21 protein-coding genes are annotated in these 25,471 nt (G+C 64.9%); 7 read left to right on the top strand and 14 right to left on the bottom strand.

Going from position 1 to position 25,471, the window contains the following annotated elements; genetic code table 11:
• The first annotated feature begins 174 nt into the window (after positions 1-174).
• Together ACZ1II_RS00565 and ACZ1II_RS00560 are read left to right on the top strand one after the other, a co-directional pair.
• Complete coding sequence (locus ACZ1II_RS00565) at positions 175-2,751, top strand: TonB-dependent receptor plug domain-containing protein (RefSeq protein ID WP_465143893.1); 2,577 nt, start codon at positions 175-177, stop codon at positions 2,749-2,751.
• Entirely contained in the window at positions 2,726-3,697 is a 972-nt protein-coding gene (locus ACZ1II_RS00560; RefSeq protein ID WP_465143892.1) for an ABC transporter substrate-binding protein, read from the top strand. The genes ACZ1II_RS00565 and ACZ1II_RS00560 overlap by 26 nt, the downstream gene beginning before the upstream one ends.
• A 10-nt stretch (positions 3,698-3,707) precedes the next feature.
• On the opposite strand, the gene ACZ1II_RS00555 is transcribed toward ACZ1II_RS00560, so the two are convergent.
• The 4 genes from ACZ1II_RS00555 to ACZ1II_RS00540 are packed head-to-tail and all read right to left on the bottom strand — an operon-like array spanning position 3,708 to position 9,391.
• On the bottom strand, positions 3,708-4,961 hold the full coding sequence (locus tag ACZ1II_RS00555; RefSeq protein WP_465143891.1) for a TolC family outer membrane protein: 1,254 nt from the start codon (positions 4,959-4,961) through the stop codon (positions 3,708-3,710).
• A gap of 4 nt (positions 4,962-4,965) precedes the next feature.
• Entirely contained in the window at positions 4,966-7,386 is a 2,421-nt protein-coding gene (locus ACZ1II_RS00550) for an ABC transporter permease (RefSeq protein ID WP_465143890.1), read from the bottom strand.
• A 10-nt stretch (positions 7,387-7,396) separates the two neighbouring features.
• On the bottom strand, positions 7,397-8,074 hold the full coding sequence (locus ACZ1II_RS00545; RefSeq protein ID WP_465143889.1) for an ABC transporter ATP-binding protein: 678 nt from the start codon (positions 8,072-8,074) through the stop codon (positions 7,397-7,399).
• A gap of 15 nt (positions 8,075-8,089) precedes the next feature.
• Entirely contained in the window at positions 8,090-9,391 is a 1,302-nt protein-coding gene (locus ACZ1II_RS00540) for an efflux RND transporter periplasmic adaptor subunit (protein WP_465143888.1), read from the bottom strand.
• Positions 9,392-9,490: 99 nt separating this feature from the next.
• Here ACZ1II_RS00540 and ACZ1II_RS00535 point away from each other — a divergent pair, with 99 nt between their 5' ends.
• Positions 9,491-10,714, top strand: a complete 1,224-nt coding sequence (locus tag ACZ1II_RS00535) for a sigma-54-dependent transcriptional regulator (RefSeq protein ID WP_465143887.1) — start codon at positions 9,491-9,493, stop codon at positions 10,712-10,714.
• Positions 10,647-11,840 carry a sensor histidine kinase gene (locus ACZ1II_RS00530; RefSeq protein WP_465143886.1) on the top strand — a complete coding sequence of 398 codons (1,194 nt, stop codon included), beginning with the start codon at positions 10,647-10,649 and terminating at the stop codon, positions 11,838-11,840. The genes ACZ1II_RS00535 and ACZ1II_RS00530 overlap by 68 nt, the downstream gene beginning before the upstream one ends.
• 241 nt (positions 11,841-12,081) lie before the next feature.
• On the opposite strand, the gene ACZ1II_RS00525 is transcribed toward ACZ1II_RS00530, so the two are convergent.
• Positions 12,082-12,756 (bottom strand): sugar transferase, encoded by a 675-nt coding sequence (locus ACZ1II_RS00525; RefSeq protein ID WP_465143885.1) that lies wholly within the window; start codon positions 12,754-12,756, stop codon positions 12,082-12,084.
• Between ACZ1II_RS00525 and ACZ1II_RS00520 the strand changes: the two genes are divergently transcribed.
• The gene (locus tag ACZ1II_RS00520; protein ID WP_465143884.1) at positions 12,730-12,963 is read left to right on the top strand and encodes a hypothetical protein; all 234 of its coding nucleotides are present in this window, start codon (positions 12,730-12,732) and stop codon (positions 12,961-12,963) included. The two genes, ACZ1II_RS00525 and ACZ1II_RS00520, sit on opposite strands and share 27 nt — an antisense overlap.
• 53 nt (positions 12,964-13,016) lie before the next feature.
• Positions 13,017-13,970 carry a hypothetical protein gene (locus ACZ1II_RS00515; protein ID WP_465143883.1) on the top strand — a complete coding sequence of 318 codons (954 nt, stop codon included), beginning with the start codon at positions 13,017-13,019 and terminating at the stop codon, positions 13,968-13,970.
• Between the two features lie 98 nt (positions 13,971-14,068).
• On the opposite strand, the gene ACZ1II_RS00510 is transcribed toward ACZ1II_RS00515, so the two are convergent.
• From ACZ1II_RS00510 to ACZ1II_RS00485, 6 genes are all read right to left on the bottom strand, one after another.
• Positions 14,069-14,893: an alpha/beta fold hydrolase gene (locus ACZ1II_RS00510; protein WP_465143882.1), complete on the bottom strand. Its 825-nt coding sequence runs from the start codon at positions 14,891-14,893 to the stop codon at positions 14,069-14,071.
• A 79-nt stretch (positions 14,894-14,972) separates the two neighbouring features.
• On the bottom strand, positions 14,973-15,944 hold the full coding sequence (locus ACZ1II_RS00505; protein ID WP_465143881.1) for an MBL fold metallo-hydrolase: 972 nt from the start codon (positions 15,942-15,944) through the stop codon (positions 14,973-14,975).
• A complete protein-coding gene (locus ACZ1II_RS00500; protein ID WP_465143880.1) occupies positions 15,941-16,807 on the bottom strand; it encodes a fumarylacetoacetate hydrolase family protein in 867 nt (288 codons plus the stop codon). The genes ACZ1II_RS00505 and ACZ1II_RS00500 overlap by 4 nt, the downstream gene beginning before the upstream one ends.
• Positions 16,808-16,841: 34 nt before the next feature.
• Positions 16,842-18,527, bottom strand: a complete 1,686-nt coding sequence (gene dld, locus ACZ1II_RS00495) for a D-lactate dehydrogenase (RefSeq protein ID WP_465143879.1) — start codon at positions 18,525-18,527, stop codon at positions 16,842-16,844.
• Positions 18,528-18,529: 2 nt separating this feature from the next.
• Complete coding sequence (locus tag ACZ1II_RS00490; RefSeq protein ID WP_465143878.1) at positions 18,530-19,393, bottom strand: alpha/beta fold hydrolase; 864 nt, start codon at positions 19,391-19,393, stop codon at positions 18,530-18,532.
• A gap of 45 nt (positions 19,394-19,438) precedes the next feature.
• Positions 19,439-20,632 (bottom strand): MFS transporter, encoded by a 1,194-nt coding sequence (locus ACZ1II_RS00485; protein WP_465143877.1) that lies wholly within the window; start codon positions 20,630-20,632, stop codon positions 19,439-19,441.
• Between the two features lie 144 nt (positions 20,633-20,776).
• Here ACZ1II_RS00485 and ACZ1II_RS00480 point away from each other — a divergent pair, with 144 nt between their 5' ends.
• Positions 20,777-21,673: a LysR family transcriptional regulator gene (locus tag ACZ1II_RS00480; RefSeq protein ID WP_465143876.1), complete on the top strand. Its 897-nt coding sequence runs from the start codon at positions 20,777-20,779 to the stop codon at positions 21,671-21,673.
• Positions 21,674-21,685: 12 nt separating this feature from the next.
• Here the strand turns inward: ACZ1II_RS00480 and ACZ1II_RS00475 are convergent, their stop codons facing one another.
• From ACZ1II_RS00475 to ACZ1II_RS00465, 3 genes are all read right to left on the bottom strand, one after another.
• Entirely contained in the window at positions 21,686-22,306 is a 621-nt protein-coding gene (locus tag ACZ1II_RS00475) for a flavin reductase family protein (protein WP_465144500.1), read from the bottom strand.
• Positions 22,307-22,375: 69 nt separating this feature from the next.
• Complete coding sequence (locus tag ACZ1II_RS00470; protein ID WP_465143875.1) at positions 22,376-23,911, bottom strand: DUF4139 domain-containing protein; 1,536 nt, start codon at positions 23,909-23,911, stop codon at positions 22,376-22,378.
• Positions 23,911-25,332, bottom strand: coding sequence for a DUF4139 domain-containing protein (locus ACZ1II_RS00465; RefSeq protein ID WP_465143874.1), 1,422 nt, complete (start codon positions 25,330-25,332; stop codon positions 23,911-23,913). Before ACZ1II_RS00465 ends, ACZ1II_RS00470 begins: the two co-directional genes overlap by 1 nt.
• Between the last annotated feature and the right edge of the window lie 139 nt (positions 25,333-25,471).

Genomic DNA, 25,471 nt, shown 5'->3' with positions numbered 1-25,471 from the left:
GCGGATCGGCGGATTTGTATTCATAATTATTGTGATGGAATTGTATTGCTACAGGCATCAATAGATAAAATTCATCGATGAGATGATTAAAGCCAGTTTTCGATGAATCTCATTGGTCGCATTTCCTCCTCCTGACTACCCCTCTGGCAAGTATCGATGAGGGGCGACAAGATCATGAGGACGCAAAGGACCATCCTTCTTGCCGGGGCTGCTGCGGCGGCACTGGCCACGGCTGCCGCGAGGGCGGAAGACAACGGAGCAGAAGCGGTAGCGCCGCTGGGCACGCCCGAAAAGGACATCATCGTCACCGGGGTAAGGGGCGCGCCCCGTACCGTGACGGAAAGTCCGGCCCCGGTCGATGTCGTCGGCGGAGAGAAGCTGGCCGGAACCGGCGCCGCCGAAATCGGCGAGGCGCTGACGAGGCTGCTGCCGTCGCTCAACTTTTCCGCCACCCATGCCGGGGTCTTCTCGGTGGTGCGGCCGGTCACCAATCGCGGTCTCAGCCCGGCCTACACGCTGGTGCTGGTCAATGGGAAGCGCAGGCACAACAGCGGTTTCCTGACCAATACGTCCCAGGATACCAGCGGCGTCAACGCCGTCGATCTGGACCTGATCCCGGCCAGCGCGATCTCGCGGATCGAGGTGCTCAAGGATTCGGCAGCGGCGCAATACGGCACCGATGCGATTGCCGGGGTGGTCAACATCCAGCTCAACCGCGCGGAAGGTCTGGATGCCAGTTTCCGCTATGGCAGCCAGTACATCGGCCGGGGTGACCGGGACAGCTGGCAGGGTCAGATCGGCTATGGCACCGCGATCGGTGACGGCGGTTTCCTGCGCCTGAGCGCCGACTATCGCAAGCGCGGCGGCAACTGGTGGAACCTGAAGGCGACCGATACCAATATCTATGGTCGCCCGAGCGGGCGGACGGCGGCGCAAGTCGCCTCCAGTTCCGGCCAGACCGCCGCGCAAGTCCAGGCCAACAGCGACGAGGCTGCCGCCCGCAATGCCGCGTGGGACGGTGACGGCGCCCACAACGGCGACCCGCAGATCAAGGCCTTCAACCTTTCGTACAACACCGAAGTGCCGCTGGGCGCGGAGCTGGCGTTCTACTCCTTCGGGACTTACGGCGAACGCGACGTGCAGATCGGCAACAACTTTCGCCGTCCCAACAGCAATGCCAATTTCACCGCGCTGTTTCCGGACGGGTATTACCCGCTCAACAATATCCACGAGACGGATTTCCAGTTCGTCGCCGGGGTGAAGGGCGATGTGGCGGGCTGGGACGTGGACCTGTCCAGCAGCTTCGGCCGCAACCGCAGCCGCCAGTTCTCCAAGCTGTCGATCAAGCCCTCGCTCGGCCCGACCAGCCCGACCGAATGGCCGAATCTCGCCAATTTCGAGTTCCGCCAGTGGACGCACAATCTGGACGTGACCCGCGAGTTCGAGATCGGCCTCGCCCGGCCGGTGCAGGTCTCGTTCGGGGCCGAGTACCGGCTCGATCGCTTCCGCACTTTCGCGGGCGACGCGCTGGCCTATACGCCCGCGACTTACGTGTTCCAGCCGGGCGACCAGCAATACGACTGGAACGTCGGCGTCGCCGCCTCGCCGGTGGTACAGGGGGCCATCGTGCTCTCGCCCGAGGACGAGGCCGATGCGACGCGCCGGGTCTATGCGGGCTATCTGGATCTCGGCATCTATCCGCTCGACCAGTGGTACTTCGGTGCGGCCCTGCGCGCCGAGCACTATAGCGACGGTTCGGGAAGTCCGGTCGGTCTGAAGCTCAACACCCGCTACGAATTCAGCCCGGTGGTGGCGATACGCGGCACCGTGGGCACGGGCTTCCGCGCGCCCTCGCTGACCCAGTCCGCCTACGCGCAGACCGATGGGCGCACCGCGCTGGTCTTCAATCCCGTGAGCGGACAGACCGAACTGACGCCCACGGTCGCCAAACTGGTCACGCCGGGTTCCGCCATCGGCGCCCTGTTCGGCGCCAAGCCCCTCAAATCTGAGCGTAGCTGGAATGTCGGGGCCGGCGTGGTGGTCACTCCGGCGCCCAATCTCAGCCTGACCGCCGACGGCTACTACATCAAGATCAGGAACCGCATCGAGCGGACCGGGCGCCTCTACGGCGCCGGGATCACCGCATTGCTCAATGCCAACGGGCTGACCGGGATCGAGCAGATCGAATACTTCTTCAACGCCGTGGACAGTTCCACCCGCGGGCTGGACGTGGTGGCGGACTGGACGGTGTCGCCCGGCGGCTTCGGCAAGCTCAACCTCAACGCGGCGTTCAACTACAACAAGACCAAAGTGGACCGGCTGCCCACGGTGCCCGCCCAGCTTTCCGATGCCAGTGGCAATTCGCTGCTGGCCACCGGCTCTGCCTATTTCGGCGGCGACCGCATCGGCGAACTGGAAGTCATCAACCCGCGCACCAAGATCGTGCTCAATGGCAACTGGTCGCGGGGCATCTTCGGCATCGCGCTGACCACTATCCGCTACGGCAAGTATACCCAGCGCACCGCCGCCGGGGACGACCGGCATTTCGGCGCGAAGTGGATCACCGATGCTTCCGTTTCCGCGCAAGTGACCGCGTTCGCGACCTTGCAGGTCGGTGCCACCAACATCTTCAACGTGCGCCCGGAAACCAACGGCCCCGGCAGTCCGCAGACCGGCCAGGGCTATTACGGACCTTCGCCCTACAACCCCAATGGTGGATATTACTATGGACGTATCGCAGTCAGCTTCTGACCGGCGCGGATTCCTTGCCGGTACTCTCGGCGGGTTTGCCCTGCTGTCCGGCTGCGGCAGGAGCGCGAAAGCCGGTACCCATGTCGTGCTGGGCGATCAGGTCCATCTGCTGGAGACCAAGCTCTCGGCAGCGGGCCAGCTCAGCGGCCTTTCCTACGGGATGAGCTGGGGCAACTTCCCCGGCGCCGCGCCTCTGCTGGAGGCGCTCAATGCGGGCGCGGTCGATACCGCACCCGCCGGGGACCTGCCGATCATCCTTGCCGCCGCCGCCGGGTGCCGGTTGAAGATCGCCGGGGTGAACCGGGGGTCGGGCAAGTCGATGGCGATCATCGTGCCGTGCGGTTCGCCGATCGGTTCGGTGGAGGAACTGGCGGGCAAGACCGTGATCGTGTCGAGCGCAAGGGGCAGCATCTCGCATTACCTGCTGCTGGAGGCCCTGCGCGAGAAGGGCATGCCGCCGTCCGCGGTAAAGATCGGCTATATGCTGCCCAACGACGCCGCCGCCGCCTTCGCGACCGGGCAGATCGCGGCGTGGGCCATCTTCGGCACCTATCAGGCGCGCGCCGAGGCGGACGGCGCCCGCATCCTGCGCGACGGCACCGGAATAGGTCCCGGCTATTCGGCGATCACCGTCTCCGAAAGCGCGCTCGCCGACCCAGGCAAGCGCGCGGCCATCGCGGACTTCCTCGCCCGCACCCGCGCCGCCAATGCCTGGTGCATCGCCAATCCGGAGGCCTATGCCAAGCTCTATGCCCGGCAGACCGGCATGGACATCGCGATCGCGCGGGTGATCGCCGCGCGCGAGAAACCCGGTCTTTCGCGGCCCGACGAGACCTTCATAGCGGCCCTGCAAGCGGCCTCCGATCGCTTCCACGCAACCTATAACGTGCTGCCCAGGCGTGTGGACGTGGCCAGCCTTGTCGTGCCGGATCTGCTCAGCGCCTGAGCGGCGCGAGCTATTGGTAAGCCGTACCGGTCAGCCTGCCCGCAGCGCGGAGAAGAGCGGCCTCGGCGACGAGAACGTCGGCTCTCGCCAGGGCGACGGCAAGCTGCGCGGCGCGGAAGCTCTGGTCGGCGACGAGAATGTCGACCGTCGAGCGCAGGCCGAAGCCATATTCGGCTCTGACGCCCTTGAGTGCGAGATCGGCGGCGGCAAGTCCCTCGATATTGGCACGCAGGCGGCTGCGGGCGGCATTCAGCATGGCCCATGCGGTGTCGGCACCGCGCAAGGCATTACGCTCGGCGGCATCGGCCAGGAACCGTTCGGCGCGGTTGTTCGCTTCCGCCTGCCGGACGCGCGAGGAGACGAGGCCGCCGGTCAGCAAGGGCACGCGCAGGGTCATCCCGACCGATCCGGCGCCTGCAAAATCGTGCAGGTTTCCGCCTGAAAGCCTTTCGCCGCGCCCATAGGCGCCGCCGAGGTCGAGCGAAGGCGCACCCTCGGCCCGCGCCCGGTCGATCCTTGCACCCGAGGCTTCGACGGCAAGGCGCTGCTGGAGCAGCTGTGGATTGGCCGTTTCCGCTGCCTGGCGCGCCTCGTCCCGGCTTGCCGGAAGCGCGGCAGGCGGTGGGACTTCGGCCGTGAGCGTACCGGCATCACGACCTACCGCTGCCCGGTAAGTCGCCGCCGCCGTGGCGAGCGCGCCTTCGGCATCGGCAAGGTTGGCGACGACGGTGGAGCGCTGTGCTTCGAGCTGCGCCACGTCGGTCCGGGTCGCCTGCCCGAGATCGTAGCGTGCGCGGGTTTCGGCCACTTGCGTATCGAGCCGCTCGATGCCGACCCGCGCCACTTCCACCGCCTGCTGGTTGTAGAGCAGTGCGGCGTAAGCGGAGACGACGCCTTGCAGGATCGCCGCTTCGGTGTCGCGCAGCCCCTCCTCTCCGGCAGCGACATCGCCATTGGCGGCGCGCACGGCCGAGGAGACCCGCCCGCCGGTCCAGATCGGCAGGGCGACATTCGCGGTCAGCGATGCTGCCTTGCCGTAGCCCTGACGGTCGTAACCGCCATCGCCGCCGACCGAGAGCGTGGGCCGCGCCAGCGCGCGCTCCTGTTCGGGCGTTTCGGCGAGGGCTTCCTGCCGCGCGCGGGCGGCGGCGAGCTGGGGGTTGCTCTCGTAAGCCGCCGCGATCGCCTCGCCGAGGGTTTCGGCGGAGGCCGGAGAGGCCAGCAGCAGGGTGGTCAACGCCCATGCCGCTCGCTTATTCAGCACCCGCCTATTCATGACGGAGCGCCCAGGCCGGAGCCGCACGGCTGGCGCGCAGCGATTGTCCGAGCACCGTCAGCACCGCAATCACCGTCGCCAGCAGGCTGCCGCCGATGAAGAAGAGCGGCGAAAGCGCAACGCGGTCGTCGAACCCGGCCAGCCATGTCCGCATCGCTACGAAGGCAAGCGGCCAGGCGAGCAGGTTGGCCAGCAGCACCGGGCGCAGGAACTGACCGACCAGCAGCCTGGCGATATCGCGGGAGGAGGCGCCGAGAGTCTTGCGGATGCCGATTTCCTTGATCCGCATCTGGGTGTTGTAGGAGGCAAGCCCCCACAGCCCGACGCAGCCGATCAGCACGGCCAGGCCTGCGCCGATGGCGAAGAGCCGGGTCGCGCGGTCGTCCGCCTCGTAGAACTTGCCGAGTTGGGTGTCGGCGGTTTCCGCCTCGAACGGCACTTGCGGCACCGTGCGCTGCCAGATCGCGCGCACGGCATCCATCGTCGCGCGGGGATTGCCGATGAAGCGGATCGAGGCGACGGCAGTAGTCGCCTGTTCCGGTTCACGGTAATAGATGTAGTAGCTGGCGCTGGTGGGTTCACGCGGGGAGAAGAAGCGCATGTCCTCGACCACGCCGATGATCGTGCGCGGACGATTACCGCCGATGGTCTTGCCGATGGCGTCCTCAGGCGAGCGGAAGCCGAGCGTGGACAGGGCACGGCGGTTGATGACGATATTGCGCCCCTGTTCGAGCTGGCGAGACAGTGCATCGTCGTCTCGGTGATTGTCGTCGAACACGCGCCCGGCCAACAGGCGGGTGCCGTAGACCTTGAAGAAGCCGGGGCCGGTGACGATCCAGCGCAGCGAAGGTCCATCGCCGGCAACGCCGGGCAAAGGCACGTTATCGGCATTGTTCTCACCGCTGCCGCCAACGGCATTGTTGCCGATCGCCACGGTGCGGACGGAGGGCAAATCGCGGATGGCGGAAACGACCGCGCGGGTCTGGGCGCTGGAGACAAGGCTGTCGCGGGTGGAGAGCAGCACCATCAGCCCATTGCGCTGGAAGCCGAGGTCGGATTGCCGGACGTGGCGGGTCTGCGCAACCAGCACGCCGGTGCCGACCATGAAGGCGATGGCAAGGCCGAACTGGAGCACGACCAGCCCTTCGCGAATGCGGGTACCGACGCGGCCGCCGCCGGGCGAGCGGGCAGAAGAAAGTACGCTGGCGGCCGGAAAGCGGGACAGCAGCAGCGCGGGATAGAAACCTGCCAGCATGCCGACGACCAGTGTCAGTACCACCAGCGCGGGCACCACCAGCGCATAGGGGATCGTCAGCGAAAGGCCGCCAGCGGCGTTCACCAGCGGCAGGCTCAATTCGGCGAGGATGAGTCCGATAAGGGCGGCAATGCCCACCGTGAACATCGCTTCGCCCAGGAATTGACGCACCAGTGCCGGCCGGTCCGCGCCCAGGACCTTGCGCATGGCGACTTCTCGGGCACGCAAGTTGGCGCGCGCCGTCGCGAGATTGACGTAGTTCACGATCGCCACCAGTAGCGTCAGCAATCCGACGATCCCGAGCGTGATGACCGTGATCTTCGCGCTGGCGCTGGCCGAACCGGCAGGTTCCAGATGCATCCGGGTGAGCGGCAGCAGCTTGAGCTGGTGAATCTTGGAAGCATCCTTGCCCATATCTGCAAGGGCGCGCCGGTCGACGAAGGACGGCAGCTTCTGCTCGAATGCGCGCGCGGCCTCTGGCGTATCGAACCGCAGGAGCGTCTGGAGCGAGGTGCTTCCCCAATGGAACCACTGCTCCGATAGAGGTGTGGCTGGCATCGGCACTAGCAGCGAAATGTTGTAATCGCTGTTCTTGGGCAGATCGCGGAAAATTCCGGCGACCCGGTAGTTGGTGGTCTTGTCAATCGCGATGGTCAGCGTCTGGCCGATCGGATCGCTTGTCCCGAAATACTGGCGCGCCAGCGTCTCGCTGATGAGTACATTGGCGGGTTGGCGCAGCGCCGTGCCGCTACCGCGCACCATCGGCAGGTCGAAGACATTGAAGAACTGCGGGTCCACTTGCGCGACATCGGCCGGTGCGGCAACGCCGCCGCGAATGACGGTACCGCCGTTCTTGCCGCCCCTTATGCGGGTGCCGACGGTACCGGGAAAGTCCTCGCGCATCTGATCGAGCAGGCCGCCCATCGTATAGGGATAGGCCCCATTGAACGGGCTTTCCGGCAGATTCCATGCCGTCTGCACCACATAGATGCGGTCATGGCGGGGCAGCCATTTCTCGTAGCTGGTCTCGAACCGGGCATAGAGGCCGAGGACGAGGAACACGGCGATCCCCACCGCGAGTCCGCCGACATTGAGCGCGGCATAGAGCTTGTGGCGGGTGAGCGAACGGTAAAGAGAAAGCAGGGCGAAGCGGTTCATCGGTTGCCCCTCAGATCGATCGCATGGCCGAGGCGACGATGCGCCCGTCGAGCATGTCGATGCGGCGCCTGGCCATGTCGGCATGGCTGGGCGAATGGGTGACCATGACGATGGTCGCGCCTTCGTCATTGAGGGCCTGGAGGATGTTCATCACCTGCTCGCCATTGGCGGTATCGAGGTTGCCGGTCGGTTCGTCCGCGAGGATCAGCTTTGGATCGCCGACGATGGCGCGGGCGATCGCCGCCCGCTGCTGTTGGCCGCCCGAAAGTTGGTGCGGGAAATGGCGGGCGCGGTGGGCGATGCCGACTTTGTCCATCGCCGCCGAAACCCGCGCGCGGCGGTCTCCGCCATTGGCACGATAGGCGAGGCCGAGGGCGACGTTTTCCTCGATGGTCAGTTCGTCGATCAGGTTGAAGCTCTGGAACACGAAGCCAAGCGTGGAGCCACGAAACTTCGCAAGGTCCTTCTCGCCCATCGCGGCCAGGTCCTGATCGCCGAACAGATAGCGGCCGCCGGTGGGCCGGTCGACCGTACCCAACGTGTTGAGCAGGGTGGACTTGCCGCAGCCCGAAGGCCCCATGATGGCGAGGAATTCGCCGGCGGAGACCTCAAGGTCGATATCGCGCAGCGCGGTCGTCTCCACTTCGTCGGATACGTAGCGGCGCTGGATATTTTCCAGACGGATCATGAGCATGGTTCCCTGTTAGCGGAGATTGAGGATGTCGCCGGTGACCGACGATGTGTTGGAGGTGACGATACGTTCGCCCGGCTGGAGGCCGGAAAGGATTTCGACCTGTTCGGGATTGCGGCGGCCGGTCTTCACGGCGCGGCGGCGGGCATGGGCGCCATCGGCGTCGAGCACGAAGACCGAGGTGCCGCCGCCCGCTTCCAGCCAGCCACCGACCGGGGCGACCAGCGCAGGCGCGGTACTGCCGAGGGTGATGCGGATATCGAGCGTCTGTCCGCGATTGAGTCCGGCAGGGGGCGCTCCCGCGAAGTCCAGCTCCGTGCGGAAACGGCCGTCCTTCACGGCGGGCAGAACTTTCGAAACGGTCAGGCGGGCACCGTCCACGGCAGCCTTCTGGCCCACCGCAACGCGGCGCAGGTAGTATTCGTCGACATCGGCGGTGAGTTTCCACGAGCCTTCGCTGTCGACTTGCCCGGCCGGATCGCCGGGTTTGAGCGCCTGTCCGGGCTGGATCGTGAAATTGGTGAGACGGCCGCCCATCGGCGCGCGGATCGTCAGTGCATCGAGGCTGGCGCGCACGGCGGCAAGGTTGCTTTCCAGCCTGCCGCGCGTGTCGTTGAGCCGGGCGCCCTGCGTGGCGGTGATGCCCGCCTCCCGCGCGCTACCCGACTGCAACTGGGCAAGCCGTTTCTGCTGGTAGGCCGCCTCTTCGGCATAGCTGCGCACCCCAGCGTCGGAGAGATAGCCCTGATCGTAAAGCTGCTGGCGGATCGCCAATTCGCGGCGCGCCTTGATGAGATCGTAATTGGCCTGCGCGACTTGTCCGGCGCGGTCGATGCTGTTGCGCTCGATGCCGAGGTTCTCGCCCGCCACGCTGCCGAGCTGGCTGGCGATCTGCGCCTCGCGGGTGAGCACGTCGAGCCGCAGTTCGGGATTGGCGAGCGTGGCCAGCGGCTGGCCCTCGGAGACCATCACACCGTCCTGCACAAGCAGTTTCTCGACCTGCCCGCCCGAGAGCACGCCGACCAGCGTGGTGACTTTCGGCGCGACCGTCGCGCGCACCGGCAGATAATCGGCGAAAGGCGCGCGGCTGACCGTGCCGGTTTCGATCTGGGCGGCGGCGATATCGGTCGATCCGCTGGCGGGTAGCAGGCGCCAGAGCAGGACGGCAGCCACCGCGCCCCCGGCAATCGCCAGAACCGCAGGCCGGCGCCATAGCGGCGCGCGGCGGCGTTCGACTTTGCGATCCATCTCCGCGCCGGGGGAAACGGTTGCATGTACGGGCTGTTCGGTCATCATGGGGACAGTGTCACTCATCTCCGCCGGAAAGCCTAAACGTCGATGAATGCTGGAGTTTTTGAAGATACCGGTTCCGGTGACCGTCCGGCGGTGGACACAGTGTCCGCAAATGGACAGTTGGGTAGCCTGTCAAGCGATGGTGCGATCCTGCTGGTCGATGACAACCCCGCCGTTGCCGGGGCCATGGAAATCGCTTTCCGCATGGCGGGACGACGGCTCGATACTGCCAGTGGACCGGAAGAGGCGCTCTCGCGTCTGGCCCGTCGGCGCTTCGATGCGATCCTGCTCGACATGAATTTCTCCCCCGGCCAGTCGAGCGGAGAGGAAGGCCTGGCCTTGCTCTCGCGCATTATCGCGGACGATCCGGCAGCCTGTGTCATCGTTATCACCGCGCACAGTGGCATCCGGATCGCGGTTGCGGCCATGCAGGCCGGGGCGCGGGACTTTGCGATGAAGCCGTGGCGGAACAGTGAACTCTTGGCCAAAGTGGAGGCCGCCATTGCGCGCGAGGCGCCAGTTGGCCCGGTTCCGGCTTCCGCCGCGGTCGATGCGGAACCTGTCCGCCTGCTGGGTGAAAGCACGGCGATGCAAGCCCTGCGCGAGCTTGTCCGCCGCGTTGCGCCGACGCCTGCCGGAGTGACGGTGACCGGGGTCTCCGGCAGCGGACGTATGCTGACGGCGATGGCGGTTCACGCCGCTTCGGGGCAAGGTGAGGGTGAGCCGCCGAGGATCGATCTGCGCGATGAGAGCGCATGGGCGCGTTTGCAGGACAGCACCGGCACCGTGATTCTGCGTCACCCTGACAAGCTGAGCGAAGTGGCGCAGGCGCGTTTGCTGGATCGCCTGTCGCCTGCAGTCCGCTGTATTGCGATTGCCGACGATCTTGCCGCCTTGACGCCGGCCTTGCGACGGCGGATCGCGACCGTCGAAATCGCGGTGCCGCCGCTGGCCCGGCGGGAGGGCGATGGTATCCTGCTCGCCCGGCACTTTGCACGCATGGCGGCGGAGCGCTTCGCTCGTCCGACGCCCCGGCTGACGGCCGCTGCCGAAGAGGCGATTCGTGTGACCGTGTGGGGTGATGAAGTGCGCGGTCTTGCTCTGGCGATCGAGCGCGCCGTGCTGCTGGCGGAAGACGGCACGATCGATGCGGCGGCGCTGGCATTGCCGGTGCCGCAGGTCGCCGCGGGAACGGTGGATGCCAGCTTCGACCTTACCGATGCCGAGAAGGCGATGATCGAGGCCGCCTTGCGCGAACATCGCCATAACGTGACGCATGCCGCCACCGCTCTGGGTCTCAGCCGGGGCGCGCTCTATCGCCGCATGGCGCGCTATGGGCTTTAGGTTAGGGGCGGTGCTGACCGGGATCGCGCTCGCGCTCAGTGGGGTGGTCGCGAGCGAGGCCTGGCATCGCGGCATGTGGGGCACGCTGACCGGGGCCGGGCTGGTGGCGGTCTGGATCGTGCTGCTTCACACGTGGCGTTCCGGCCTCGATAACGCTCCCGCTGCCAGGGTGGCTCCGGTACTGGCGGGGCAAATCGGTTCGCATCGTCTGCTGCTCGATGCCGCGCCGACGCCGATGCTCGCTCTCGAGGATGGCGCGGCGCGGGCGCTGAACCGGGCAGCGCGGCGGCTCTTCGCGACCGATGACAAAGTGCTGCCCCTGCCGCCCGCGCTGGCTGAGGGAGATGTCAGCCATTTCCGCCACGAAGGGCGTAGCTGGCGGATCGATCGGGTTCAGCTGGCGACCGAAAATCGCACCGTGGTCACCCTGATCGACATCGAGCAGGAAGAACGTGCGGCGGAGGCGCGGGCGACGGCCGAAATGATCCAGATTCTCGGGCACGAATTGCTGAACGGGCTGGCGCCGATCGTCTCGCTGGCGGACAGCGGCATGGCCGCAATCGACAGTCCTGCCCCCGATATGGCGTTGCTGCGCGAAATACTCGGCACATTGACCCGGCAAGGGGAAGGGCTTCAGCGTTTCGTGGAGGCCTACCGCACTTTGGCCCGCTTGCCGGCTCCCCAACTTCGCTCGATATCTGTCGCCCAGCTTGTTGAGGACCTTACACGCCTTTTTGCGGGCCGTTGGCCGCAAGTCGCGATTTCGGTCGACCTTGGCGAGGCATCTTCCTGGCCGATGGACCGTGACCAGATCAGTCAGGCACTATGGGCATTGCTTCAAAACGCGGCGGAAGCGGCAACCGCAGATCGCGGCGCGGACGCCCGGATCGAGATAGCAGCCTGTCATCGCGATCGGGGATTGGCCTTTGAAATCCGCGATAACGGCAAAGGGATGGCGCCTGAGAGCGAAGCACTTGTGTTCCGGGCGTTTCACACGACAAAGCCCGAAGGTACCGGAATAGGCCTCAGCCTTGCTCGCCAGATCGCCCATTCCCACGGCGGGACGCTTTCCACGTATCGTACCGATCAGACAATATTTCGCCTGTTTCTGCCGGAACGAAATTGACGTTGATCCTCGTGCCTTGAGTAGCGCCCCCCTGCGACCGAGAACTCCACGCAAACATTGGCGCAGTGCGATGTTTCGAGGTGCCCAGTTATAGGCGCTCAGGTACGAGCAGCGTCCCGTTCTTCCAAACCCCTTGGTAAATTGAAACGACCCAAAGGGCGGATGGCTATCGAACCAGTCCGGGTAGTTCTTGAGCGAAAAATCCTTCTTGCCACAGCGGCTGAAATCCATCTGTGCAAGTTCAAAAAGCACCTTTTGCGAATATCATTGCCGGAATTGTTTTAGCTATCAGGTATGTATCCAAAAGCATGTTCTTCTTCTTGACGTATAAAACATCCATCGCCACGCGCTTTTTGTAGGACGTGTTGCTGCGGCCGCTGATTTGCCAAACGCCGGTCATGCCGGGGCGGACGTGGCAATAATATTCGAAATTCGTTCCGTACCTGCTGATCTCATTTTCTACTATAGGGCGGGGTCCCACAAGTGACATATCGCCGCGCAGAACGTTAAGTAGCTGCGGTATTTCATCTATACTCAACTTTCGAATCACGGATCCGATCCTGGTGACGCGGGGGTCGTGCCGTAATTTCTGCGTGTGCTGCCATTCTGTTTTTGCGGCAGGAAATTTTTGGAAGTGTTCTTCCAGAATTGCATCCCCGTTTACTTTCATGGTTCGAAATTTCACACAGGAGAAAGGTCGCCCACGACGGCCCACACGCTTGTGGAGATAGAATATAGGCCCTCGATCGGAAGCTGCCATGAGGATGAAGATGATCGCGATGAATGGCATGAGGGCGATTATGATGGAGAGTGATCCTATGATATCGAACACTCTTTCGAGCATGATAAAGTTTTTTGAAAAAGTTCTCCAGGGGTGTCCGGCATATTCGTGGCTTATATTCTTGATATCCTGCATGTTAATTCTCCCAGCAAAAGTTGGAGGAATTATTTCTTAATCAATTTAATTTATATCATTGCAACCATCTCGGTCACAACAGAATCCTCCACCATTTTGGACCGCTCCACCGTTGCATTCCTGGTGCCCAGCCGAAGCGAGCCGATTGGCCACCGGGCCGCCGGCTTTACGGGAACTTCCGCCCTGCTCCCCCTTTGCGCCACTTGACGGATTTTTGGAGCGGTGCGAAGGGCCGCGCCAGCAGCGACCCAAGGCAAAACATGAAATTCCTGCACCGAGTGGATGCCCTAGAAAATAGAATCATGCGTGTCGAAACGGATCTGGTTCGCTTGCGAAAGGCCAGCTTCCTGGATGGGCGAGAGCCGTTTTGGACCGAGCAATTGATTGAGGACGGTACATCGTTCCGCGCATCGAATGCGAACGTGCGGGCTTGCAAGGTCGGCTGGATTTTTCACGTCGGCTTTTGCGGCTCAACCTTACTGACGCGTTTGCTGGACAGTTCGCACGACACGCTTTCGCTGCGAGAGCCGCAATGCCTGGTCGATCTTTCCGATCAGCAGGCCCAGGCGCGTGGTGCGGGCAAGATTGGTGACATCGAGCGTTGGTTGCGTGCAAGTGCCGGGCATTTTTCCGGATTATCCGCCGAACATGGCAAGATCATCGTGAAGCCGTCCAATTGGGCCAATCCGCTTTTGCCCATGCTCGAAGCGCAGGGCGCGATCAGAGATGTCATCTTCGTCACGATGGAGCGGAAAGCCTGGCTTCGTGCTTGTTTGAGGGGCGGGCGCGATCGCCTGGAATATGTAGCGCGTTGCGCCGATCACGCGGCAAGGGCGACGGGTTTGGATACGGCTATCGTACATTCGGCGATCAGCGGGACTTCCGATCCGATCGCTCAGGCCGTCCGTCTTGCGGCATTATTGCACAAAGTGCAAAATCTCTGTTTCGACCATGCCGATCCGACGTTTTCGCGCAGGGTGGATTACCAAGAGATCATTTCATCTCCCCTCGAAGTGGCGAACAGGGCTCGGGAACTGTTGGGTCTCGATCCGAATCCGGCGCTGGAAATTCAGCTCGATCGGCATGCGAAAGATCCGGACCGTCGTTTTGATCGTGCTATCCGGGAAGATGAGGATAGGGCTGTCGAAACCGAACATGCAGGGCGTATAAAATCGGCGGCAGATTGGATTGAGGACCAGCCGATCGAAATCTAGATTCTCCCGGAAGAGGCCGAGTAATGCGGATCTGGGGCATTCGATGCTCCCTATCCGCTGGGATAGGGAGCATCGATGGAAAGCCGGCCGGCGAAGGGTCAGTGGCGGGTGAATTCCTCCAGATCGGCATTGAGCCTGTCGCGGTGGGTTACAGGGAAGCCGTGGGCGGCGCCTTCGTAGACTTTTAGCGTGGCGTTCGGCAGAATCTCGGCTGCGCGTTTGGCGGTCGTCTCCAGCGGCACGATGTAGTCGCCGCTGCCATGGACGATCAGGACGGGTAGCGAGATCGCCTGCATTTCCTCACGGAAATCGGTGCCCCAGAACTGCTCGATAGAGGCATATTGGGCATGGAGAGCACCCGACATGCCCTGCTGCCAGAAGGCCATGCGCCAGCCTTCGTTCTTGACTGCGCCTTCCTGATCCATGCCGAAGAAGGCGTCGGGGAAGTCGAGGAACAATTGCGAGCGGTTGTCCATAACCGCCTTGCGCACACCGTCGGCCACTTCGATCGGCACGCCGTCGACATTACCTGCGGTAGCGCCCATCAGCGGGGTGATGGCGCCGAGCAGGACGAGCTTGGACACGCGCCCGGTGCCGTGGCGGGTGATGTAACGCACGACCTCGCCGCCGCCCATGGAATGGCCGACGAGGATCGCATCTTCCAGTTCGAGGGCGTCGATGACCGCGGCCAGGTCGTCGGCGAAGGTGTCCATGTCGTAGCCGGTCGCGGGCTGGTCCGAGCGCCCATGACCGCGCCGGTCATGGGCGATGACGCGGAAGCCCGCGTTTGCCAGGAATTGCATCTGCCCGTCCCAGGCATCGGCATTGAGCGGCCAGCCATGCGAGAAGACGATGGGGCGGCCCTTGCCGAAGTCGCGGTAGTAGATTTGGGTGCCATCCTTGGCGGCGACGAAATTGGTCATATGAGGCCTCCATTCAAGATGCATTTATGCGACCGAGAGGCGGTGGCCCTCGCTGCGGATTTCAGGGTTTCGGGTGAAGTCAGCGGTTGAGCGTGTAGTTTGCCGGTACCCAAGCGTAGGCGTTGCGGCCCTTGGCGGCGATGTGGCCGATGCCGGGGAACGAGATGTGCGCACCCGCGACCCACCAGCCGTTCTTCACCGCTTCGGCGAGGAGCCTGTCGCGGCTGGCGATGGCGCCGGGAACCTTCCAGTCGTACTTGATGGCGATATGCGGATCGTCGAACTGCACGCCGGCGACGTGAACGGTGTCGCCCCAGAACAGCATCGCGTCCTTGCCGTCATGGAGCAGGTACGTCGTGTGGCCCGGGGTATGTCCGGGGGCGGCGATAGGGCGCAGGCCGGGGATCAGGTCCGCTTCGCCCTCGCCGAAAGGAACCACGCGCCCGGCGGCGATGTAAGGGCGCAGCACGCCCTGTACCGCAGGGAAGAAGGGTTTCAGCAGGGCGCCGACTTCGGCCTGATGGCTATCGTCGGTCCAGAAGTCATAATCGCGTTTCGATATGTGGACGGTGGCATTGGGGAAGACCATCCGGCCATCCTTGACCAGTCCGCCGACGTGATCCTCATGCAGATGGGTGATGAAGATATCGTCGATCTGTTCCGGCGAATATCCGGATGCACGCAGTGCTGCAGAGAGCCCACCGGCTTCCTTGCCGTAGAGGTCACCCGCGCCGGTATCGATCAGGATCAGGCGATTGCCGGTATTGACGAGGAAAGCGTTGATCATGCCCTCGACGGGAGAGGCAAGATAGCGCTGCGCCAGCAGCTTGTCGGTTTCGCCCGGTTTCGCTCCGACTGCCAGTTGGTCGACCGGGAAGGGGTGTGTCCCGTCGAGTATCGCGGTCACTTCGAACCGGCCCACGTGCATCCGGTAGAAGCCGGGCGCCTGCCGCTGCGATGCCATCGGCGCCGCGGCTTGGGATGTCGCCGGAACCAGCATCACGGCTATCGAAGGCAGCAGCGCCGCCATGAGTGCGGATTTGAGGGTCATTGCTCGCCTCCCGAAACCGATGTTTCCCAGCCCACGATCCGCTGTTCCTGCACGCCAAGGCCATCGATGCCGAGCTTCACGACATCTCCCGCCTTGAGGAACTGCGGCGGCTTGAGGCCGAGGCCGACGCCAGCGGGAGTGCCGGTTGCAATCACGTCGCCCGGTTCCAGTTCGAAGAAGCGCGAGAGATAGCTGATGACTTGCCGCACACCGAACACGAGGTTGCGCGTGGTGCCATCCTGATGGCGAACGCCGTTGACTTCCAGCCAGATGCCGAGATCGCCCGCATCGCCGAGTTCATCCGTTGTCACCAGCCATGGGCCGAGCGGAGCGAAGCCGGGAAAGCTCTTGCCCTTGGTCCACTGGCCGCCGCGTTCCATCTGGTACGAACGCTCGGAAACGTCGTGGAACAGGGCGTAGCCGGCGACGTGGTCGAGGGCGTCGTCTTCCTCGATATAGAGCCCGCCTTTGCCGATCACGATGGCCAGTTCGACTTCCCAGTCGCCCTTTTCGGCGCCCTTGGGCAGGCGGACCGGATCACCCGGACCGCTGGTGCGGCAGCCCTTCATGAAGACGGTCGGCTCGGTGGGAACCGGCAGGCCGACTTCGGCGGCATGGTCGGTGTAGTTGAGGCCGATGCAGATGATCTTGCCGGTCTGCGCGACGGGCGGGCCGTAGCGGACGGGGGCTTCGACAAGCGGAAGATCGTCGATGTCGAGGGCCTTCAGGCGTTCGACATCGCCATCCGACAAGGTGGCGGGGCCGATGTCGGAGACATGCGCGGAGAGGTCGCGAAGCCTTCCTTCGCTGTCGAGGATGGCGGGGCGTTCCTGGCCGGGTTGGCCGATGCGGGCTAGTTTCACGGGGATTTCCCTTCGGTGATGAAGCGGTTGTCAATCAGGCCCAGTTGGCCTTCTTCGAGGTATGACCGATGCCGGGGTTGAGGCTGTTGGTGGGATCGAGGTCCCGGTAATGCCGCTCAAGCGCAGGCTTGGCCGGGTAGAGGTGGCCGACGTTGTGCTCGGCCGGATATTCGGCGCCGCGCGCGTCCAGCAGCGCCAGCATGGCATGTTCGAACGCCAGGGGATCGCGGCCTTTCTTCAGCAGGTAGTCGCGGTGGAAGACATGGCAGAAGAAGTGCCCGCAATAGCTGACGCCGACGATCTGGTCGGCAAGGTCGGCGGGCAGCTTTTCGTCCCAGTCCGCGTCGTTGCGGCGGTGCGCCACATCGAGTGCCACGAAATCCTCGATCGTGTCGCGATGCAGGGCGCGATAGCGGATCGAGGCTCCGGCGACGGCGAAGCGGTGCAGGAAGGCGCGTTCGCCTTCGTCGGCCGTGCATTCGAAGAAATCGCCGCGCGCGGTAGGGAAGAAGCCTGACAGGAACGCCCGTGCCTCGTCGATGCCGGTGCCGCCCATCTTGAGGATGAGGTGATGCTCAAAGCGCGTATCGTAGTCCCGCATCCGGGCGGGGAGATGCTGCGGGAAAAGGCCCGCGGCGAATTGCATGACCCGGTCGGACAAGTCGCGCGGTGCCCATGGCAGGCGCGAGACCATGCTGTCGAAACGGCCTTTCAACGCAAACATCTTCGGCAGGTGTTTCGCACCGAGATGACGCACAGCGAGGAACGTGTCCTTCCCGTAGCGCGCGGTCAGGCGGAAGGCGGAGCGGTGGATATACTCGCCCTGGATCGGCAGGGACTGGAACCGGCTCAGGATATGCCTGCGGATCGCGGTCAGTTCGGCCGGATCGTTGGTGCCCACATAGAAGTCGGCGATACGCTCCTCGCGCTCGAAAGTGTCGAGCCGGACGGCGAAGACCACGACGTGGCCGCCGCTTCCCGAAGCCTCGAAATGATGGCGGGGATCGTTGTTGAAGCGCGCAGGCGTATCGGCGTCGATCTCGCGAACATGGTCCTGATAGTGCGGATCGGAGCCAAGCGCGGCAGGATCGTCGATCACGTCGCTTTCCGAAAATGCCCCGGCATCGAGGCGGGAAAGCACGGTTTCGGGATCGCCACCCAGCGTGACGCCAAGGTGGTTGACGAGCTGGACGGTGCCGTCGCTTTCGATCCGGGCATAGAGCGCCATCTGCGTATAGGCCGGTCCGCGGTGGATCAGGGCACCGCCCGAATTGTTGCAGATACCGCCGATGATCGAGGCGCCGATGCAGGACGAACCGATCCGCGAATGCGGCTCGCGGCCCACTTCGGCGACTTTGTCCTCCAGCTCGAACAGGCGCGATCCTGGCAGGCAGATCACCTGCCTGCCGCCGCGCACGAGGTGGATGCCGTCGAGCCGGGTGGTGCTGACGATCACCACATCGCGGTCATAGTCGTAGCCATCGGGCGTGGAGCCGCCGGTCAGGCCAGTGTTGGCCGCCTGCATGATGACGATGACGCCCGCGCGCGCGCAGGCATTCACCACCTGCCAGAGTTCGAGCAGACTGCCGGGGCGAACCACCGCGAGCGCCTTGCCCGAACCGAAGCGGAAGCCCGTGCGATAGCGCCGCGTCCGGCTTTCCCCGACCAGCAGGCCGCGTTTGCCGACGATGGTGCCGAGTTCGGAGAGAAGCGCGCTCATGATCAGCCTTTCCAGCCTTCGAGGAAGTCCAGCAGCAGGGCGTTGACGGCTTCGGGCCGCTCTTCATGCGGCAGGTGCCCGCAGCGCTCGATGGCAACGGCGCGCAGATCTTCGGCCATTTCCGCCCACACCTTGGGCATGTCGAACATCTTGCCGACCGCGCCGAAATCCGCGCCCCACAGCGCCAGCGTAGGGCAGGCGATCTTGATATGGGCGTCCTCGCGGTCCTGCGCGACATCTTCGGCATTGGCGCGGTAGTCGGCCATCGCACCGCGCACGGCGCCGGGGGCGCGATAGGCGCGAACGTAAGTGTCGAAAGCCTCGCCGGAGATTGTGGCGGGATCGTAGGCCCAGTCCGAGAAGAACCAGCGCAGCCATTGCTCCTCCTTGCCCGCGATCAGCGTTTCCGGAAGGTCGGGCACGAGGTGGAACAGGAAGAACCAGTAGGCCTTGGCGATCTCGGCATTGATTTCGCGGGCGACGATGCGGGTGGGAACGTTGTCCATCACCACCAGCCGGTCGACCCGTTCGGGGTAGTCCTTGGCGAAGCGGGTGGCGACACGCGCGCCGCGATCGTGGCCGACCAGCGCGATCCTGCCGATGCCCAGTTCATCGAGCAGGGCGGCGAGGTCTTTCGCCATGGTGCGCTTGTCATAGCCGCTCGCGGGCTTGTCGGTCTCGCCGTAGCCGCGCAGATCGGGCGCGATCAGACGGTAGCGTTCGCCGAGCACGGGGATCTGGTGGCGCCAGGCGTAATTGGTTTCGGGAAAGCCGTGGAGCAGCACGACGGGCGCGCCTTGTCCGGCATCGATATAGTTCTGGCGGATGCCGTTCGCGCGCAGGGTATGGTTGACGATCGGGATCATCATCGAATTCCTTGTTCAGGCATAGAGTAAGGAAAAGCCGGAGGCTCAGCGCCGATGCAGGACCGCGCGCAGCTGGACGAGCGTGGCGACCATGGCGAGCGAGATGCCGAGGATCGCGACCGCGCTCCAGCCACCTGAGTTCCACGCGGCGGTCGCCGCGGCGGCTCCGGCGGCACCGCCCAGGAACATCGATCCCATGAAGATCGTGTTGAGGCGGGCGCGGGCCTCGGGGCGCAGCGCGTAGACGATGTGCTGGTTGGAAACGAGCACGCTCTGGACCGCGAAGTCGAGCAGGATACAGCCGATCACCAGTCCTGCGATCGATCCCCAGAGACCGAAGATCGCCCAGGAAACGACCGTCAGCACGGTGCCGCCAAGGATCGCCATGTGCGGGCCGCGGCGGTCGGCAATGCGGCCGGCGATCGGCGCGGCAAGGATGCCGACGGCGCCGACCACGCCGAACAGACCGGCGATTTCCGAACCGAGCCCGAAGCGCGGCTCCTGCAGATGCAGAGCGAGGATCGTCCAGAAGGCGGTGAAGGCGCCGAACAGCAGGGCCTGTGTATAGGCGGCGATGCGCAGCTCGCGGAATTCGCGCCAGAGGTGGACGAGCGAGACCAGCAGGCCGGCATAAGTGCTGCGTCCTTCGGGAAGGCTGCGCGGCAGGGCTGCGGCCATCAGTCCGCCTGCGCCCAGGGCCAGCGGCACGCCCAGCCAGAACATCGCCCGCCAGCCCTCATGCGCGGCCACGAAACCGGACAGGGTTCGGCTGAGCAGGATACCGCAGAGCACGCCTGACATGACGGTGCCGACTACCGCGCCGCGCCGCTCGGGCGGGGCAAGGTGCGCGGCGAAGGGCACGATCTGCTGCGCAACCGTCGAGGCCACGCCGAGCAGCAACGAGGCGATCAGCAACATCGCTGCCGATGGCGCCAGCGCGGCGCCGACGAGGGCGAGCGCCAGCACGGCGAATTGCGCGACGATCAGGCGGCGGCGCTCGACCAGATCGCCCAGCGGCACCAGCGCAAACAGGCCGATAGCGTATCCGAACTGGGTTGCAGTGGGCACCAGTCCGGTCAGGCCGCCGGGAAAGTCGCGCTCGATGACGCCGAGCATCGGCTGGTTGTAATAGATGTTCGCCACCGCCAGTCCGGACGAGACGGCCATTGCGAACGTGAGGGCCGTGCCGATCTGCGTTGTAGCGGGCGCCTCGGACGGGAATGCGGATACCTTGCTCATGGTCTTGCCTCTGCGACAATGCCCTGATGCCGGCTCCGAAATGCGATCCGGGTGAGGGGCGTGATTGCACAGCAAGTATGAGTGTGTATCAGGTTTAGGTGTAGATATACGATCGGTTACGTCGGCCTAACGGAAAGCGTGGTAATGAATTTCGATGATCTCGAGGTCTTCGTCGAGGCGGTTCGGGTCGGCAGTCTGGCCGGGGCCGCACGGCGGCTCGGGATGAGCCCGATGGCGGCGTCGCGCAGCCTTGGCAATCTGGAGACCGAACTCGGTGCACGCCTGATCCACCGGACGACACGTTCGCTCTCGCCGACCGGCGATGGCGAGATTTTCCTGCCGCATGCACGGGCCTTGCTGGAAGGCCGCGCGAATGCCCTGACCGACTTGCGACCGGATGGAAGAGACCTGACGGGCCACCTGCGGATCACCGCGTCGGCGGCTTTCGGGCGCAAGATCGTCGCGCCGATGCTGCCGTCCTTCATGTCGGCGCATCCGGCGCTGCAAGTCGATCTGCTGACGACCGACGACCAGGTGGACATCGTGGCGCAGGGTATCGACGTCGCCATCCGCATTGCCCCGCTCCGCGACAACCGGCTCGTGGCGAAGCGGTTGGCCGACAATCCCAGGGTCCTGTGCGCGTCGTCGGCCTATCTGGATGCCCGCGGCAGGCCGCAGAGGCTGGCCGACCTCGCCGGGCATGAGTGCCTGCTCGCGACGGGCGGTTCGCACTGGGCGTTCGTTCGTGACGGGAAGGTGGTGAGGCAGAAAGTTTCGGGCCGGTTTTCGGCGAGTTCGATCGAGGCGGTCTATGAGGCCTGCCGGGGCGGCCTCGGCATTGCCAACCTTTCGGGGTGGTACGTCGACCCCGCTTGCGACAGGGGCGAGATCGAACGGATCGTGCTGGAAGATGCCGAACCCGAACCATTGGCGATCTGGGCCGTCTATCCCAGCTCCCACATGGTGCCGCCCAAAGTCCGCCTGTTCGTCGGCGCGCTTGCCGCAGTGCTCAGGGTGCCCGGCGATCCGACTGCAGCGTGATCCCGGTGCCGGTCAGGAGGTGCCGGGGCGGTTCATATGGAATTCGCTGTCGGCACTGATCCCGAAGTAGCTGGAAGGGCCGCCACCCCTGAGGATCGGTTCCGCTGCCACGGTATCGTAGATGCCGTCCGGAATCAGGGACCGGGCGATGTGGACGCCGATGACTTCGCCCAGCACCAGCCAGGCGCCCGCGGCCTCGCCGTCCCTGCCCTGAAGCGGGACGATCTGCGTGAGCGCGCATTCGAACGCCACCGGGCTTTCCGCGACGCGGGCGGGCCTGACGAGGCGGCTTGGCGCGGCTTGCAATCCGGCGAATTCGAACTCGTTCGTTTCCGGCGGCAGCGAGGCGCTGGTCAGGTTCATGCGCACCGCCAGCGGGCGCGTCGCGAGGTTCCAGACGAACTGCCGCGTCGCCTCGATATTGGCCACGGTGTCCTTCCAACTGGTTGAAGAGAACCCGATGATCGGCGGGCGGTAGTTGAAGGCGTTGAAGAAACTATAGGGCGCCAGGTTCGGTGTCCCATCGGCGGAGACCGAGGAAATCCAGCCGATGGGGCGCGGACCGACGATGGCGTTGAACGGATCGTGCGCAAGGCCGTGCCCGCCCTGCGGTTCGTAGAAGTGCCAATCCATGGAATTCAACTTACTGGTCCTGCTGCAGAATCTTGCCGGTCTGCGATCGGCCTGATGCGCTTTGCCGGATCAGAAGCGATAGCGCAATTCGGCCGTGCCGCCGGGCGGCAATGTCACGGACCAGGTGGCCAGACCGTCCACGCGCTCCAGCGTTCGGCCCTCCACCTTGATCTCCTGACCGGCGGAACCGATCGGCATGTCGATCGAGGCGGCAAAGGGATTGGCGTTGGTAACGCTCAGCGCCGCTTCCTTTTGCGACAATTGGCGCTGCGACACGAGCACTTGGGTGCTGGTTCCCGCCGAGAGACGGAACATCTCGCCCTCGGCGCGGTCGGTGAGGGTGCCGAGACCCAGCAATTGCCTGCTGCCTTCCGACCCGGCGGCATAGAGCGCGGTGCTGCCGGAGGGTAGCGCGAGACCCAGCCCGGCCTCGCTCTTGTTGCGCAGGACGAGCACGACGGCGCTGGGGGCATTATCGAGCGTCTGTCCGGGATAGACCGCGCGCCGGTAGCGCCGCTCGAAGGGCACTGCGGTTTTCGCGAGCAGTGCGACCTGCTTCTGGCCACGGGGGGTTACCGTCACACGTTCGGGCACGCGATAGAGCTTCAGATCGCCGAGGTTTTCCGGCGGTGGGGGAGGGGGCGGTGGTGGTGGTGGTGGTGGTGGTGGGGCAGGGGCGATTGCCAAGGGTGGCGGCGCGCGCAAGACCCGGTTGCCGGTCAGCACGATCTCGGCGGCGGGAGCAAACTCCCGCACCCGCAAGTCCGAAGTCGTGGTCCCGAGCGGATAGCAGTTTAGGCGAAGCTGCGAGACCGCAGCGCGCAAGCCGGGCGTGGCGATCCGGTTGAGCCGTCCGGCCACGGCGTTGACTTCGGCATTGGCGAAGGCCTCTGGATTGCCGTTGGCCAGGGTCAGCCAGGCGAAGAGATCGAGCGAGCGACCGTCGGGCGCCTGGGTGGCGACATAGCTGGCGCGCCAGTCGAAGCCGGAGGCGATATAGCTGAGCCGCACGGTGACGGTGCGCGCCGCCGGGCTTTCGGTAACGACGCTGAGCACTGGCTTGCTCGACAGCCCGGCGGGTACGCTGCCGAAGCGGAGTTTCTCGGGCAGGCCGGAGCAGCGAAGGGTCTCGAACCCGCTTTTCGTCTGGAGCACGACGCCCGAGGATGGCCCGGCGACGATGCTGGCCTCCTCGCTGACTGTGCGGCCGGTGGCCTTGTCGGTTCGCGTCACCGTGACCTGCCGCCCCAGCGTGCCGTCTACCAGCGAGGCGGGCGAGAGCAGTCGGGCGTCGCGGTTCTTCTCGATCGTGCCGCCGGGCAGGCCCTCGATCACGGCGCTGACGGGGATGATCCCTTCCGCCACGCCTTCGAAGCGCAGCACGGCGCGGCCGCGCGGCAGGTGGATCTTGCGGACCTCCGTCACCATCGCGAAGCCGCCGAGATAGCGCAAGTTCAGCGGTCCCCGGCCATAAGGCGCACGGTAGACGGTGAGCGCCACTTTGTCCGGCGACGGCGACGTGACGACGCGCTCTTCTCCGGCAGCACCCAAGGGCCCGGGGAGCGGCGCGGCCAGCAAAGCCGTTAGGCAGAGCCGCCGCAGCATCAGTAGCGCGTGTCGAAAGTGGCGGTGACGACCGCCTCTCCATTGGCCGGGACCGGCACCTGCCAGACCGCCGAACCGGCATCGCGCCGCTCACTCTTGCGGTTTTCCTCGGTCACGCGGGTATCGCTCCAGTCGAGGCCTCCCTGCACCAGTTCGACGGTGACGGCGCGGCTGCGGGCATTGGTCAGGCGGTAGCGCATCTGGGTGCGCCAGCGCTGGTCGCCGAGCTTGGTGCGGGCGACCACGGTGGGCTGCACTTTCACATCGAAGGCATCGCCGGTCGGCAGAGCGATCCCCGAACCTTGCGGGGTGTGCTCGATCCGGTTCTCGCCGGTGAACTGCGGCTGGCCGCGCGCGTCGCGGATATAGACGCGCACGGTGCCTGCCGGAAGCGCGTCGCCCAGCCCGGCGGCGCCGGAATTGGCGAAGCGCAGCACGCTCTGGGCGCTGCGGCTGTCGCCGGAACTGCCGAGCCAGCCGTTCTCGAAACGATAGCCGGTGCTGGCCGAGACGCCCTTGGCATCGAGGAAGCTGACCTGCTTGGTCTGCTTGTCGGCGATCGTCGTGCGTTCGGCGAGGGGGTAGAGGTAGAAGTCCCCAAGCTGTTCGCGGCCTGCGGTCTCGGTGCCCGGCGTCATGCGCGTGCCTCGGCGCGGGCTGGGCATGTAGGAATTTCCGTCGTCGGCGCTGCCCACGTCCCCGGCGACAAGCAGGGTGCGGGCATTGGTGAAAGTCGTGCCGCTGGTATTGGTCAGGGTGATCCAGCCCTGAACGTCCAGCTTGTCGCTCTTGTCGTCGAACAGGGCGACATAGTCCGCGCTCCAGCCGAGGCCGCTGCTGAGGTAGGAGAGCGTCGCCGGGCGCGTGCCCGCGCGGGTGCTGGCCAGCGTGACCGAAAGGGTCGGACGGGCGCGCAGCGATTCCGGCACTTTGTCGAATACTGCGCGGACGGGGAGGCCGTCGTCGCGCAGCACTTCGATGCGGCCGCCGATATCCAGCACGACGCCGCCGTTCACCGCCAGCACCTTTGCCCGCTCACGGGTTTCGGCGCCGGTAGCCGGATTGGTGCGGATAAGGGTGATCGTCTCTCCCACTGCCTTTTCCATCAGGCTGGAGGGGCTGAGCAGGTCGAAATCGAAATTCTGCTCGACGATGGCGGCATCGGGAACGGTGAGCGAGACCGTCTCGGGCCGGATACGGGCGCTGACGTCGGGGAAGCTCTGGCGCACGCGGCCATTGGCCAGATCGAGTTGCCGGACATCCTGCACGAGGGCGACGTCGCCGTTGTAGATCGTGACGGAGAGATCGCCCTGCGCGCTCGGCGCCGTGGGGGAGATCGGGGCTTCCTGCGCACTCGCGGCAATCGGCATCACGCCAAAGGGAACTGCAAGAGCCAGACAGCCCACGAGAATCTTCCGCATCGCATTCCCCTCTGCCAGAGTCCTGCCTTCATGCCCGTCGCGGCGCGGTCGATCAACGTACACTTGCTGTAAGTTTTTACGAAAACGGACCTTTTGGCGCCTCGATCTTTCGTCCTAGCCATAGTCGCAGGTGAGATCG

Source organism: Novosphingobium sp. BL-S-20 (assembly GCF_055521635.1).
The sequence above is the reverse complement of the archived record's forward strand: the minus strand, read 5'-3'. Positions and strand labels throughout refer to the sequence as shown.